The organism is Mesorhizobium shonense, from assembly GCF_040545255.1.
Classification (GTDB): domain Bacteria; phylum Pseudomonadota; class Alphaproteobacteria; order Rhizobiales; family Rhizobiaceae; genus Mesorhizobium; species Mesorhizobium shonense.
In genome coordinates this window covers 145471-160018 of record NZ_JBEPLM010000006.1, presented here as the reverse complement: position 1 = coordinate 160018, position 14548 = coordinate 145471, and the positions used below count along the sequence as shown (strand labels likewise).

Here is a 14548-nt window from a genome sequence, read left to right as displayed (position 1 = left end):
CGTTCCTGTGCGCCTGCCGACCGATGCGGAAAACATGCTTCCCCTTGGCTGGACGATGGTCTAGGCAGACCCGCATGGAAGGCGCGCGGCCCAGCGCGCCGACGTGGATGCCGGGAGAGGCCTTTCATGAGCAAGAAGACCCTGATCGCGCCGTCGGTGCTGGCGTCGGATTTCTCGAAGCTCGGCGACGAGGTCGAGGCGGTCGCGGCCGCCGGCGCCGACTGGATCCATCTCGACGTGATGGACGGTCATTTCGTGCCCAACATCACCTTCGGCCCATCGGTGATCAAGGCGATCCGCAACCGGACAAAAACCTTCTTCGACTGCCATCTGATGATCGCGCCGGCCGACCCCTATCTGGCTGCCTTCGCCGAGGCCGGCTGCGACGGCATGACCGTGCATGCCGAGGCCGGCCCGCATCTCGACCGTTCGCTGCAGACCATCAAGGGCCTCGGCAAGAAGGCCGGCGTCTCGCTCAACCCGGCGACGCCGGAAACGGCGATCGAATATGTGCTCGACCGGCTCGACCTCATCCTGCTCATGACCGTCAATCCCGGTTTCGGCGGCCAGGCGTTCATCCCGGCCATCGTCGACAAGGTGAAACGCGTCAAAGCGCTGATCGGCAACCGCCCGATCCGCATCGAGATCGACGGCGGCGTCTCGCCGGAAACAGCGCCGCTGGTGACCGCCGCCGGCGCCGACGTGCTGGTGGCGGGGGCGGCCATCTTCAAAGGCGGCACCGTCGAAGCGTATCGGGCAAATATAGAGGCAATCCGCTCCGCAGCCGACAAGGCCGCCAATTAAAGTATGCGACGCAGCTCTTCTAGCGGAGGTTGCACACTCCAATCGCGCTATTGAACCGTTGTTCAATATATCTTGTTGGCCATAAAAATCGTAGGCGGATTTTACTTTACTCGATAATAGACCGCCCCCTTGTCTAAAAGTCGAGTATCATCATCTTCCGCTTTGAGGCGGCAATGCCCGACTGTATGATACATGTACGGGAAATTGCTTCGCCGAGGGGCCCTGGCAAAACAGGGGCAAGCAATGGGAGTTCGATTGACATACGGAAATGCCGATACGGGCCAAGGCAAGGGTGCCAAGAGCACGCTGGCCAGTTCGGTCTACCATCAGCTCCGCGAGGACCTGCTGCGTGGAGCTTTGGAAGCCGAGGGCAAGCTGCGCGTCGAATGGGTCGTTTCCCGCTATGGCGCCGGCGCCTCGCCGGTACGCGAAGCGCTCAACCGCCTCGCCGCCGAGGGCCTGCTCGGCCGCCATGACCAGCGCGGCTTCTTCCTGATGCCGGTGAGCGCGGCCGAGCTGGAGGAGCTGACCCGCACGCGCTGCTGGCTGGAGGAACGCGCGTTGCGCGAATCCATAGCGCACCGCACGGCCGAGTGGGAAGAACAGCTGGTGCTCGCCCTGCACCGGCTGGCGCGCGCCGAGCGGCGCCAGCCAAGCGAACCGGCAACCAACAATCCGGAATGGGAGAAGCTGCACCGCGCCTTCCACCGCGCGCTGATCTCGGCATGCCGGTCGCACTGGCTGATCGGCTTTTGCGACCAGCTTTCCGACCAGGCCTCCCGCTACCGGCTGATCTCGCAGCGCGGTCCGGGCTCCGAACGGGACGACCTCGGCGAGCACCGGACGATCGCCGAGCACACGCTGGACGGCGATGCCGACGGCGCGGTCGAAGCCTTGCTCAGCCACTACCGGCTGACGGCGGAGATGTGCATGGCGCGCTTTAACGAGGGCTACGGTCCGAAGGCCGGCTCGGGCAAGGTTTCGCGCGGCCGCAAACAGCCGTCCATGTAGCTGCCCATCGCCGGCAAATCTGGTATTCGCTCTGGCTAAAGCGCGTCGCGATCTTTCAGATTCGCTGCGCTTTAGTTTTTTGATTTTACGCATGTCTTTGTCCCGAAACCGGTTCCCACTTTCGGGAGACATGCTTTAGGCCGATGCATCGAATGTCATCGGCAACGAGGCCAGGGAATGACCATGACCAACCACCTGTTCGACGCTTTCCGCGCCAGCATGCCGGCGCCTGGCCAAATGTTAATGGAGACCGATAACGGACGTTCGATCTCCTATGGCGACATGCTGGCGCGGTCCGGGCAATTTGCGCGTGCGCTTGTCGAAACGGGCGTCCAGCCCGGAGATCGCGTCGCCGTGCAGGTGGAGAAGACGCCGGAAGCGCTGCTGCTGTATCTCGCCTGTCTGCGCGCCGGCGCCGTCTTCCTGCCGCTCAACACCGCCTATACGTTGCCGGAGCTCGACTATTTCTTCCGCGACGCGGAACCGCGGCTGGTCGTCTGCGATCCGGAAAAGGCAGGCGATATCCAATCGCTTGCCGCGTCGGTGGGCGCCGCGACGCTGACGCTTGGCCGCGATGGGCGGGGCACGCTCGCGGATCGCGCCAAGGTGCAGCCGGAGGATTTTGCGAATGTAGCGCGCGGTCCGGACGATCTTGCCGCCATCCTCTATACCTCGGGCACGACCGGCCGATCCAAGGGCGCCATGCTCAGCCACGAGAACCTCGCCTCCAACGCGCGCGTGCTCACCGAGCACTGGCGCTTCGGCGCCGACGACGTGCTGATCCACTCGCTGCCGATCTTCCACACGCACGGCCTGTTCGTCGCCACCAACGTCATCCTGATGGCCGGCGCCAAGATGTTATTCGAGCAGAAATTCGATCCCGCCCGTGTCATCTCGCTTCTGCCGCGCGCGACCGCGCTGATGGGCGTGCCGACCTTCTATGTGCGGCTTTTGCAGCAGGAGGGCCTGACGAAGGCTGTGGCGAGCCACATGCGGCTGTTCATCTCCGGCTCGGCGCCGCTGCTTGCCGAGACGCACAATGCCTGGCGCGAGCGCACCGGCCACGCCATCCTCGAGCGCTACGGCATGACCGAAACCAACATGAACACGTCCAACCCCTATGACGGCGAGCGGCGCGCCGGCACAGTCGGCTTTCCCCTGCCCGGCGTCTCCTTGCGCATCGCCGATCCCGAGACGGCCAAGCCGCTGGCCCAGGGCGAGATCGGCATGATCGAGGTGAAGGGACCGAACGTCTTTGCCGGCTACTGGCGGATGTCGGAGAAGACCAAAGCCGAGTTCCGCGGCGACGGGTTCTTCATCACCGGCGATCTCGGGCTGATCGACGCCGACGGCTATGTCCACATCGTCGGTCGCGGCAAGGACCTGATCATCTCGGGCGGCTACAACGTCTATCCGAAGGAAATCGAGAGCGAGATCGACGCGCTTGAAGGCGTCGGCGAAAGCGCAGTGATCGGCGTCGCCCATCCGGATTTCGGCGAAGGCGTCACGGCGGTCGTGGTGCGCAGGCCGGGATCGGCGATCAGCGCCGCCGACATTGCCGGCGCCATCGCCGGGCGGCTGGCGAAATACAAGCATCCGAAGCAGGTGATCTTCGTTGATGAACTGCCGCGCAACACGATGGGCAAGGTGCAGAAGAACGTTTTGCGCGAGACGTATAAGGATATATATGCCAAAGCCGGCTAATAATACTGCGTCGTCATCCTAGGGCGAAGCAAGGAGCGAAGCGACGCGGCGCAGACCCTAGGATCCATTCCGTGACGCTAAGGCATTGCAACGGTTATAGAATTCTGCACCGTTGCGCTCTACGGCAGAGCTCACGGCATGGATCCTCGGGTCAAGCCCGAGGATGACGAAGGAATAGGCTCAGGCGGAAAACACCTTCTCGCCGCCGATCCAGACGCTCTTTACATCCAGATCCTCCGACAGCCCGACAATGTCGGCGGCGGTGCCGTTGGCGAAGCGGCCGAGCCGGTGCGCCTGGCCGATCGCTTGCGCCGGATAGAGCGAGGCCATGCGGAGCGCCTCGTCGAGATCGAGCCCGATCACACGATGGACGAAGCGCACGGCGGAAATCATGTCGAGGTCGGCACCGGCCAGCGTGCCGTCGGCAAGCCTGAGACTCCCGTCCTTGCGATAGATGGTGCGGCCGTTCAGCGTGAAGGAGGTCATGTCGGTGCCGATCGTCGCCATGGCGTCGGTGACCAGCAGGATCTTGCCCGGACCCTTCTTGGCATTGAGCGCGAGCGTCATCGTGCCGGGATGGACATGGATGCCGTCGGCGATGATGCCGGCGTAGAAATTGCCGGTGTCTATGGCGGCGCCGGCCAGCCCCGGCTCGCGATTGCCGATCTGGCTCATGGCATTGAAGAGATGCGTGACGACGGTGGCACCGGCCTCGGCGAAGGCCGTTGCCGTGGCATAGTCGGTGTCGGAATGGCCGAGGCTGACGACGGTGCCGGCCTTGGCCAGCGCCGTGACGCGGCCCGGCTCGACCGATTCCGGCGCAATCGTGGTGAGCAGGACCGGCAGATCCCGGCGCGCGGCGACCAGCGCGGCCTGGTCGGCGTCGGTCATCGGCCGGATCAGAGCCGGATCATGCGCGCCCTTGCGCGCGACGGACAGATGCGGCCCTTCGAGATGCAGGCCGAGGAAACCCGGCACGTTCTTCCGCGCTGCCTCGGCGCCGGCGGCGACCGCTGCGGCGGTGATCGCCGGCGTGTCGGTGATCAGCGTCGGCAGCAGCGCCGTGGTGCCGAAGGGCGCATGCGCCCGGCAGATGGTCTCGATCGAGGCGACATCGGGATGGTCGTTGAGCATGACGCCGCCGCCGCCATTGACCTGGATGTCGACAAAGCCGGGGACCAGCAGGCGGCCGCCGGTCTCGACTTTGGATACCCCGGACGGAACGGCGCCAATGGGCAGGATGGCCTCGACAAGACCGTCCTTGACGAGGAGAGCCGCGTCTTCGTGCCAGTCGGCACCGTCGAAGATGCGGGCACCGGTGAGGGCGAAACGGTCGCTCATACGGTTTCCGTCACCTTGCGCAGGTTGCGCGGCGCATCCGGATCGAGGCCGCGATGGCGGGCGAAGGCCTCGACAAAGCCGTAGAAGGACACGATCAGCGGCAGCGGATCGGTCAGCGGATGGCCGGTCGCGACATGCGGCAGCAGCTTGGCGCTCCTTGCCTTGTCGGAGGTGACGAAAGCCGCCGCGCCCTTGGCCGCCAAGCTGTCGGCGGCCTCGGCCACCGAAGGCTCCGACGCGTCGCGGGCGGCGAGCGCCAGGACCGGAAAGCCCGGCCCGACCAGCGCCAGTGGCCCATGCATGACTTCCGCCGCGCTGTAGGCCTCGGCATGCATGGCGCAGGTCTCCTTGAACTTCAGCGCCGCCTCGCTGGCAATCGCGAAGGACGGGCCGCGGCCGAGGATGAACAGCGACTGCGGGGTCTCAAGCGCCGCCGCCAGCGCCATCCAGTCGCAAGCGATCGCCTTTTCGAAATGTTCGGGCAGGCGGGCAAGTGCTGAAAGCAGCGGCTCATCGCCGGTGCTGTGCGCCATCAGCGCCAAGGCGGCGACGGCCGAATTGACGAAGGTCTTGGTGGCCGCGACGCTGCGCTCAGGCCCGGCGAGGATGTCGATGGCATAGTCGGAGGCGCGCGCCAGCGGCGAGTCGGCGGTGTTGGTGATGGCGACGGTCAGCGCGCCGCCCGTCCTTGCCGTTTCGGCCATGGCGACGATGTCGGGGCTCTTGCCCGACTGCGAGATCGCGAGGCAAGCCGAGCCGCGCAGCCTGAGCTTCGCGCCGTAGATGGAGGCGATCGACGGGCCGACCGAAGCGACGGCAAGGCCGGCCGTCAGCTCGACAGCATATTTCATGAAAGTGGCGGCATGATCGGACGAGCCGCGCGCCACGGTGACGACGAAATGCGGATCGCGCTCGCGAAGGCCGCGGCCGGCTTCGGCAAGCATCTTGGCCGAGCCATCCAGCAGGCGGGCGGTGGCCTGCGGGATCTCCTCGATCTCGCGCCGCATATGGGTGGCGGTTGCGCTCATGGCCGGATCTCCTCTCCCGGCCCGGTCAGCCGGAGTTCCGCGACGAAGTCATAGGCGTCGCCCCTGTATATCGAGCGGGTGAACTCGATCACCTTGCCGCTCGCCAGATAGGAAATACGTTCGATGTGCAGCCCGGCAACCCCGGGCGGCACTTCCAGCAGGCGCGCATCACCATCGCCGAGATTGGCGGCCGAGATGCGCTGCACCGCCCGTACCGGGCGGTTGCCGGTCAATTCCAGCGCCGCGTAGAGCGAGGAGCCGATCGCCTCGGGGTCGGGCAGCACGCTCGCCGAAATTGCGGCGCGCTCGATCGCCAGCGGCGTGTCGTTGGCGATGCGCAGGCGCGCCACGCGCGCCACCAGCTCGCTCGACGACAGGCCGAGCACCATCATCTCGTCCGGCGAGGGCGCATAGAGGCCGCGGTCGAGCCAGGCCGAGCGCACAACCATGCCGCGGCGTGCCATGTCCTCGGTGAAGGAGGTGAGCCTCGACAGCGATTGCTCGACGCGCTCCATGCGCGGCGCGACGAAGGTGCCGGAGCCATGGCGCTGGACGAGGATGCCGCCCTTGACCAGATCCTGCACCGCCTTGCGCACGGTGACGCGCGAGATGTCGGCCTTGCTGGCGATATCGCGCTCGGACGGCAGCGCGTCGCCCGGGCCGATCAGGCCGCGATTGACCGCTTCCTCGATGCTTTTCCGGAGCTGCAGGTAGAGCGGCGCTCCGCTTTGCGACGACTCCTTTAGCATGGCGAAAATCTGGTCGGCGGCGCTCATCGGTCAGCCCCCGACTTGCCGGCGAAGATGCGCACCGCCATCTGCACCGCGCCGCCAAGCGCATCGTCAAGCGGGGCTTTCAGAAGCGCCCGATAGCGTGCGGAAAGACGCGGCGCGTAGAGCGCCGCCAAGCCGCCGAGCAGGCAGAGCGGAGCGTCGTCCGCAAGATCGAGCGCACCGAGCGAGGCCTCGACGTCGGCAACCGCCTTGTCGAGGATCCAGTTGGCGACGAGGTCGCCCTTTTCGGCATGCTCGAAGACTTTTGGCGCGAAGCCGCCGAAGTCGCCAGGCTTGGCGTTGGTGGTGAATTCGACCACGTCCTCGGGATTGTTGCGGAAGACGGCAAGCATGGCGTCCGTCAGCGGCGAACCGGGGCGGATGCCGTCATAGGCTAGCAGCGTCTGCTCGAGCAGATCACGGCCAATGCGGGCGCCGCTGCCCTGGTCGCCGACCTGGAAGCCCCAGCCGCCGATGGCGCGTGACTTGCCCGCCTTACGCGCCATATAGGCGGTGCCGGTGCCGAGAATGGCCATGGCGCCGTCGCCGGAACCGACCGCGCCTTCGAGCGCGATCTCGGCATCGGTCTCGACGCGGCTTTTGCTGAAGGGCAGGATTGCTTCCAGCTGCTGCCTGTAGGTGCCGACATTGGCGCCGGCGAGACCCAGAATGGCAGGCGTCTCAGGGATCAGCTCCGGATCCTTGCCGGCGGCGAGGAATGCCTGCCTGGCCGCGTCGACGATGTTGGCGCGCGCGCCGGTAAGATCGGTGCGGATGTTGGCCGCGCCGCTTTTGGCACGGCCAACGACAGCGCCGTCGGCGGTCGCAAGGGCCGCCCTGCAGCTGGTGCCGCCGCCATCGATGCCAAGCACGAATTTCACGCGATTTCTCCTCGGGCAGGATAATACCAATAAAATACCAATAGCCAAGCGTTAATTTTCGTTCAAAAAAGATTAAGGCGCATTTTATTGAAAAATCACTGAAATTTGCCGGCGATACAATTCCAAGCGGCGAAATCCATTAATGGATGTGGACAAGTGGTATTTTTTTGGTATTGTTCCCTTCAGTTGGAGGAAAGCGGATGGCCGAGACGCGCACGGAAGCGCTTCATCAAAATGCCGAGGGGCTGGATGTTCAGGCCCCGGATGCCATCCTTTCGTTCCTCGCCAACGCGCAGATCGAGGCCGCCAAGGCCGTGCACGGCGCCATTCCGGCCATTGCCGAGGCAGCCGAGCTCATCGCAAGACAATTGAAGAGCGGCGGCAGGCTCGCCTACGCGGCGGCCGGCAGTTCCGGCCTAATGGCTGTTGCCGACGCTCTGGAGCTTCCAGGCACATTCGGCATCGCGCGCGACCGCATCGCCATCCTGATCGCCGGCGGCGACGAGGCGTTCCACACGCTTGCCGGCGGACCGGAAGACGACACCGAGGAAGCCGCGGCGGCCGTGGCAAGCGCCGATATCGGCAAGGGCGACTGCCTGATCGCCATCTCGGCCAGCGGCTCGACACCCTATGCCGTCCAGGCGATCGGCGACGCCCGGCGCCGGGGCGCCGCGACGATCGCGATCGCCAACAACAAAGGCGCGCCGCTGTTCGAACGGGCCGACGTCGCCATCCTGCTCGAAACGCCGCCGGAGCTGATCGCCGGCTCGACGCGCATGGGCGCGGGAACCGCGCAGAAGATCGCGCTCAACATGCTGTCGACGCTCGCCGCCATCCATCTCGGCCATGTCCATGACGGCTACATGGTCAACCTCACCGCCGACAACATCAAGCTGCGCGACCGCGCGGTACGCATGGTCGCCGCCATCACCGGGCGCGACCGGGACGACGCGGCGCGGCTGCTCGAAGAGAGCGGCGGCGGCGTCAAGACTGCCATTCTGCTCGCCGCCGGCGCTGCCAACGCCGACGCGGCCGAGAAGATACTGGAAGGAGCTGGCCAGAAGCTCAGGCCGGCGCTTTCCGCGATCGAGGGGAGCAAGGGGCGCTAGCCCCAGTTCTCATCAGAACCGAACCTGAAAAAGGTCAACAGGGAGACTGAACATGACGACCAAACTACTGACGGCACTGCTGCTCGGCACGAGCATCCTCGGCAGCACCGGGATGGCTCTCGCCGAAGACGTAGCGCTCAACATCGAGAGCTGGCGCGGCGACGACCTGACCATCTGGAAGGACAAGCTGATCCCGGCCTTCGAGGCCAAGAACCCCGGCATCAAGGTGGTGTTCGCGCCCTCGGCGCCGACTGAATATGACGCAGCCCTCGGCGCCAAGCTCACCGCCGGCTCGGCGGGCGACCTGATCACCTGCCGCCCGTTCGACAAGTCGCTGGAGCTGTTCAAGAAGGGCAACCTCGCCGACCTTTCGTCGCTGCCCGGCATGGACAACTTCTCGCCCGTCGCCAAGGCCGCCTGGCAGACCGACGACGGCAAGTCGAGCTTCTGCGTGCCGATGGCTTCGGTCATCCACGGCTTCATCTACAACAAGGACGCCTTCGACAAGCTCGGCCTCAAGGTGCCGACCACCAACGAAGAGTTCTACGCCGTGCTCGACAAGATCAAGGCGGACGGCACCTACATTCCGATGGCAATGGGCACCAAGGACCTCTGGGAAGCCGCGACCATGGGCTACCAGAATATCGGCCCGAACTACTGGAAGGGCGAGGACGGCCGCGCAGCCCTGATCAAGGGTGAGCAGAAGCTGACCGATGCCGACTGGGTCGAGCCCTACAAGGAACTGGCCAAGTGGAAGCCCTATCTCGGCGACGGCTTCGAGGCTCAGACCTATCCGGACAGCCAGAACCTGTTCACGCTCGGCCGCGCCGCCATCTACCCGGCTGGCTCGTGGGAGATCGGCCTGTTCAACACGCAGGCGCAGTTCAAGATGGGCGCCTTCCCGCCGCCGGTGCAGAAGGCCGGCGACACCTGCTACATCTCCGACCATACCGATATCGGCATGGGCCTGAATGCGGCGTCGAAGCATCCGGAAGAAGCCAAGAAGTTCCTGGAATGGGTCGCCTCGCCGGACTTCGCCACCATCTACGCCAACGCGCTGCCGGGCTTCTTCAGCCTGAACAGCACGCCGGTGAAGATGGAGGACCCGCTGGCGCAGGAATTCGTCTCCTGGCGCGGCAAGTGCAAGTCGACGATCCGCTCGACCTATCAGATCCTGTCGCGCGGCACGCCGAACCTCGAGAACGAGACCTGGGTCGAATCGGCCAATGTGATCAACGGCACCGACACGCCGGAAGCCGCGGCCAAGAAGCTGCAGGACGGCCTCGACAGCTGGTACAAGCCGGCGAAGTAATTTTTGCCATCGAACCGGCCGGGCGCCTGCCCGGCCGGTATTCGGACAGTTCTTAGATAGCGATTGTCGGCGCCGCCTCTCGGTCTTACCCTCACTTTGCGGGGAAGACGAAGCCGCACTGTCGCTGGCCTTGTCCGCCCGTGAAGGGGAACAATCAGGCCGTGCATCGAGGCATCAGCTAAGCATTCATCGACCTGGAACCGAGAGACGGCGGGGACCGAACTCATGGCCGCACAAACACGACCCAAGAAACCGATCCGCTGGCATATCGGCGTCTTCCTGGCGCCGGCGGTGCTCGTCTACACGGCGGTCATGATCCTGCCGCTGTTCGGCACCCTCCAGCTGTCCTTGTTCCGCAACATCGAGCAGAGCCAGGTGTTCGTTGGTCTCGGCAATTTCCGCACGCTGTTCGGCGACCCCAACTGGTCGGTGAACTTCTGGAACGCGCTGAGGAACAATGTCTGGTTCTTCATCATCCACATGCTGGTGCAGAACCCGATCGGCGTCCTGCTGGCAGCACTTCTCTCCAGCCCGAGGCTCAGATTCGCCGCCTTCTACCGCACGGCGATCTTCGTGCCGACCATCCTGTCCTTCGTCATCGTCGGCTTCGCCTGGAAGCTGATCCTGTCGCCGATCTGGGGCGTTGCGCCGCATCTGCTCGACTTCGTCGGGCTGAAGAGCCTGTTCACGCCGTGGCTCGGTAAGGAGCAATATGCGCTGACCGCGCTCAGCCTGGTCTCGGTCTGGCAGTTCGTCGGCATCCCGATGATGCTGATCTATGCCGCGCTGCTGTCGATCCCCGATGAGGTGATCGAGGCCGCCGAATGCGACGGCATCACCGGCATGGCGCAGTTCTGGAAGATCAAGCTGCCGCTGATCCTGCCTTCGATCGGCATCATCTCGATCCTGACCTTCGTCGGCAATTTCAATGCCTTCGATCTGATCTACACCGCGCAAGGGGCGCTGGCCGGACCGAACTATTCGACCGACATCCTCGGCACCTTCCTCTACCGCGCCTTCTTCGGCTTCCAGCTGCAGGTCGGCGACCCCAATATGGGCGCGGCGATCGCGACCATGATGTTCCTGATCATCCTCGCCGGCGTCTGCATCTACCTGTTCCTCGTCCAGACGCGCCTGCGTCGCTACCAGTTCTGAGGGGGAGCCATGAGCACCGCTACCCGTTCGCTTCCCCGCACCATCGGCGCCCACGCGGTCCTTTTGACCTACACGGTGATCGCGCTGTTCCCGGTGATCCTGGTGATCATGAATTCCTTCAAGTCGCGCGCGGGCATCTTCGGCGCGCCGCTGACGCCGCCGACGCCGAAGACCTTCGACCTGATCGGCTACAGCACCGTGTTCGGCCAGGGCGATTTTTTCCACTATTTCCAGAACAGCCTTGTCGTCACCGTCGCTTCGCTGTTCTTCGTGCTTTTGTTCGGCGCGATGGCCGCCTTCGCGCTGTCGGAATACCGCTTTCGCGGCAACACGATGATGGGACTTTACCTGGCGCTCGGCATCATGATCCCGATCCGCCTCGGCACCGTCGCCATCCTGCAGCTGATGGTGGCGACAGGGCTGGTCAACACGCTGACGGCGCTGATCCTGGTCTACACCGCGCAAGGGCTGCCTTTGGCCATCTTCATCCTGTCGGAATTCATGAAGCAGGTATCCGACGATCTGAAGAACGCCGGGCGCATCGACGGGCTGTCGGAATACACGATCTTCTTCCGGCTGGTGCTGCCGCTGGTGCGCCCGTCGATGGCGACCGTCGCCGTCTTCACCATGATCCCGATCTGGAACGATCTCTGGTTCCCGCTGATCCTGGCGCCATCGGAAGAGACCAAGACGGTGACGCTCGGCGCGCAGCTTTTCCTCGGCCAGTTCGTCACCAACTGGAACGCGATCCTGGCGGCGCTCTCGCTGGCGATCCTGCCGGTGCTGATCCTCTACGTCATCTTCTCGCGGCAGTTGATCCGCGGCATCACGTCGGGAGCGGTGAAGTGAGCGACGGTCGAGATATTATCGCTCAGGCTCTCGCCGAGACAGCGAGCCGCTATGGATTTCGAGGCGTTCGCGCCACGAATTTCTACCGGGAGTGGTCAGAGACGATCTGCGTGCTGAACCTGCAGAGGTCTGCCTGGGAGCCACAGTTCTACCTCAACGCCGCCGTCTGGTTTACGCGGTTCGGACCGGAGCGCCGGCCGAAAGAGCACAACTGCCACATTCGTTGGCGCGTGAATTCGCTGGAGGAAGACGAGCAGTCGAAGGCGTTCACCCAGGCGCTGAACCTTGAGCATCAGTTGCCTGACGGTCAGAGGCTTTCGCTCATCACGGACGGGGTCGTTGCTTATGGCTTCGGGCTCTTATCCCGGTGCGAAAGTGAACAAGCAGCTTTGCGTGTTGCGGAGGAATGTGGACCACAAGTGATGGTGGCTCTCAAGGCCCGCAGCCAAGAAAAGGCAGATTGAAATGGCTAAATCCCTTCGCGTCGTCGTCGCCGGCCTCGGCAATATGGGCCGCAGCCATGCGCTGGCCTATCACAACAATCCGGGCTTCGAGATCGCGGCTTTGATCAATCGCTCGGATGTGCCGCTGCCGGACGGGCTTGCCGGATACGGCATCAGGCGCTCCTTCGAGGATGCGCTGCGCGACGAGAAACCCGACGTCGCTGCGATCGCCACCTATTCCGACAGCCATGCCGACTACGCGGTGCGGGCGTTCGAGGCCGGCTGCCATGTCTTTGTCGAGAAGCCGCTGGCAACGACGGTTGCCGACGCAAAACGCGTCGTCGACGCGGCCAAGGCCAACGGCAAAAAACTGGTGATCGGCTACATCCTGCGCCACCATCCGTCCTGGATGCGGCTGATCGCCGAGGCGCGCAAGCTCGGCGGCCCCTACGTCTTCCGCATGAACCTCAACCAGCAGTCCTCCGGCCACAGCTGGGGGACGCACAAGCAGCTGATGCAGACGACCTCGCCGATCGTCGACTGCGGCGTGCATTATCTCGACGTGATGCTGCAGATCACCGATGCGAGACCCGTCGAGGTGCGCGGCATGGGCGTGCGGCTATCCGATGAGATCGCGCCCTCGATGTACAATTACGGCCATCTGCAGGTGCTGTTCGAGGACGGCTCGGTCGGCTGGTACGAGGCCGGCTGGGGTCCGATGATCTCGGAGACCGCCTTCTTCGTGAAGGACGTGATGTCTCCAAACGGCTGCGTGTCGATCGTGATGAAGGAGGGCGTGAAGTCCGACGACATCGACACCCACACCAAGACCTCGACCATCCGCCTGCACAGCGCCGCGACCGGAGCGGATGGCAAGTTCGCCAAGGAGGACGAGCTGCTGTCGATGGAAGGCGAGCCCGGCCACCAGGAGCTCTGCGACCTCGAACAGGCCTTCCTGCTCAAGGCCATCCGCGAGGACATCGATCTGACCCGCCACATGGACGACGCGGTGAAATCGCTCGCCGTGTGCCTAGCCGCCGACGAGAGCGTGCGCACCGGCGCCCCAATCAAACTCTAGAACAAGGACGAAGCCGTGGGCTCGCTGAACATCGAGAATGTGAAGAAGGCTTTTGGGCCGGTCGAGGTGCTGAAGGGCATCGACCTCGAGGTCAACGACGGCGAGTTCGTCGTCTTCGTCGGCCCGTCCGGCTGCGGAAAGTCGACGCTGCTCAGGGTCATCGCCGGCCTGGAGGATTCGACCTCAGGCCGCGTGCTGATCGACGGCGACGATGTCTCGGTCACGCCGCCCGCAAAACGCGGCATCGCCATGGTGTTCCAGACCTACGCGCTCTATCCGCACCTGACGGTGAAGAACAACATGGGGCTCGGCCTGAAGCAGGCCGGAACGCCTTCGGCCGAGATCGACCGCCGCATCAAGATCGCCTCCGCCATGCTGTCGCTCGAGCCCTATCTCGAGCGGCGTCCGGCGGAGCTTTCGGGCGGCCAGCGCCAGCGCGTTGCCATCGGCCGCGCCGTGGTGCGCGAGCCGAAGCTCTTTCTCTTCGACGAGCCGCTGTCGAACCTCGACGCGGCGCTGCGCGTCAACACCCGTCTGGAGATCGCACAGCTGCACCGGCGGCTGAAGGCGACGATGATCTACGTCACCCACGACCAGGTCGAGGCGATGACGCTGGCCGACAAGATCGTCGTGCTCAATGCGGGGCGGATCGAGCAGATCGGCAGCCCGATGGAGCTCTACAATTCGCCGGCCAATGATTTCGTCGCCGGCTTCATCGGCTCGCCGAAGATGAACTTCATCGACGGCGCCAAGCTGGGCGAGACGGCCAAGACCGTCGGCGTGCGGCCGGAACATCTGACCGTCGATGCCAAATCCGGCGCCTGGAAGGGCACGGTGGTGCACGCCGAGCATCTCGGCGCCGACACCAACCTCTATCTCGACTGCGAGAAGGCAGGGATGCTGACGGTGCGCATCTTCGGCGTCTACAATGCCGAGCCGGGCGCCACGCTCTATGCGACACCGGATCCGGCGAAGACGTATAGGTTTGGGGTGGATGGGAAGGTGTTGAAGTAGCGCCGGCTTCCCCTTCTCCCCTTGTGGGAGAAGGTGGATCGGCGCG

Annotated in this window: 14 protein-coding genes; 10 read left to right on the top strand and 4 right to left on the bottom strand. The window is 64.5% G+C overall.

Annotated features, from left to right (window positions below):
* Positions 1–126: 126 nt before the first annotated feature.
* The 3 genes from rpe (at position 127) to ABID26_RS17775 (ending at position 3519) form a co-directional block, all read left to right on the top strand.
* Complete coding sequence (gene rpe / locus ABID26_RS17785; RefSeq protein ID WP_126096680.1) at positions 127–804, top strand: ribulose-phosphate 3-epimerase; 678 nt, start codon at positions 127–129, stop codon at positions 802–804.
* A gap of 255 nt (positions 805–1059) precedes the next feature.
* Positions 1060–1815 (top strand): GntR family transcriptional regulator, encoded by a 756-nt coding sequence (locus ABID26_RS17780; RefSeq protein WP_245460157.1) that lies wholly within the window; start codon positions 1060–1062, stop codon positions 1813–1815.
* Positions 1816–1998: 183 nt separating this feature from the next.
* Positions 1999–3519, top strand: a complete 1521-nt coding sequence (locus ABID26_RS17775) for a malonate--CoA ligase (RefSeq protein ID WP_292302817.1) — start codon at positions 1999–2001, stop codon at positions 3517–3519.
* 180 nt (positions 3520–3699) lie between these two features.
* On the opposite strand, the gene nagA is transcribed toward ABID26_RS17775, so the two are convergent.
* From nagA to ABID26_RS17755, 4 genes are read right to left on the bottom strand one after another with little or no spacing between them, the layout of a single operon-like run.
* A complete protein-coding gene (nagA, locus tag ABID26_RS17770) occupies positions 3700–4860 on the bottom strand; it encodes an N-acetylglucosamine-6-phosphate deacetylase (protein ID WP_292302797.1) in 1161 nt (386 codons plus the stop codon).
* Complete coding sequence (locus ABID26_RS17765) at positions 4857–5888, bottom strand: SIS domain-containing protein (RefSeq protein ID WP_126096683.1); 1032 nt, start codon at positions 5886–5888, stop codon at positions 4857–4859. The genes nagA and ABID26_RS17765 overlap by 4 nt, the downstream gene beginning before the upstream one ends.
* Positions 5885–6664 (bottom strand): GntR family transcriptional regulator, encoded by a 780-nt coding sequence (locus ABID26_RS17760; protein WP_059187808.1) that lies wholly within the window; start codon positions 6662–6664, stop codon positions 5885–5887. The genes ABID26_RS17765 and ABID26_RS17760 overlap by 4 nt, the downstream gene beginning before the upstream one ends.
* Positions 6661–7542: a glucosamine kinase nucleotide-binding domain-containing protein gene (locus ABID26_RS17755; protein WP_126096684.1), complete on the bottom strand. Its 882-nt coding sequence runs from the start codon at positions 7540–7542 to the stop codon at positions 6661–6663. Before ABID26_RS17755 ends, ABID26_RS17760 begins: the two co-directional genes overlap by 4 nt.
* Before the next feature lie 200 nt (positions 7543–7742).
* Here ABID26_RS17755 and ABID26_RS17750 point away from each other — a divergent pair, with 200 nt between their 5' ends.
* The 7 genes from ABID26_RS17750 (at position 7743) to ABID26_RS17720 (ending at position 14502) form a co-directional block, all read left to right on the top strand.
* Positions 7743–8651 (top strand): N-acetylmuramic acid 6-phosphate etherase, encoded by a 909-nt coding sequence (locus tag ABID26_RS17750; protein ID WP_292302796.1) that lies wholly within the window; start codon positions 7743–7745, stop codon positions 8649–8651.
* 52 nt (positions 8652–8703) lie between these two features.
* Positions 8704–9963: an ABC transporter substrate-binding protein gene (locus tag ABID26_RS17745; protein WP_354416013.1), complete on the top strand. Its 1260-nt coding sequence runs from the start codon at positions 8704–8706 to the stop codon at positions 9961–9963.
* 225 nt (positions 9964–10188) lie between these two features.
* Complete coding sequence (locus ABID26_RS17740; protein WP_126096687.1) at positions 10189–11118, top strand: carbohydrate ABC transporter permease; 930 nt, start codon at positions 10189–10191, stop codon at positions 11116–11118.
* Between the two features lie 9 nt (positions 11119–11127).
* Positions 11128–11967, top strand: coding sequence for a carbohydrate ABC transporter permease (locus ABID26_RS17735; protein WP_126096688.1), 840 nt, complete (start codon positions 11128–11130; stop codon positions 11965–11967).
* Positions 11964–12431 carry a DUF4304 domain-containing protein gene (locus ABID26_RS17730; RefSeq protein ID WP_126096689.1) on the top strand — a complete coding sequence of 156 codons (468 nt, stop codon included), beginning with the start codon at positions 11964–11966 and terminating at the stop codon, positions 12429–12431. The genes ABID26_RS17735 and ABID26_RS17730 overlap by 4 nt, the downstream gene beginning before the upstream one ends.
* A 1-nt stretch (position 12432) precedes the next feature.
* Positions 12433–13488, top strand: coding sequence for a Gfo/Idh/MocA family protein (locus ABID26_RS17725; RefSeq protein WP_126096690.1), 1056 nt, complete (start codon positions 12433–12435; stop codon positions 13486–13488).
* A 15-nt stretch (positions 13489–13503) separates the two neighbouring features.
* Entirely contained in the window at positions 13504–14502 is a 999-nt protein-coding gene (locus tag ABID26_RS17720) for an ABC transporter ATP-binding protein (RefSeq protein WP_126096691.1), read from the top strand.
* Positions 14503–14548 lie beyond the last annotated feature (46 nt).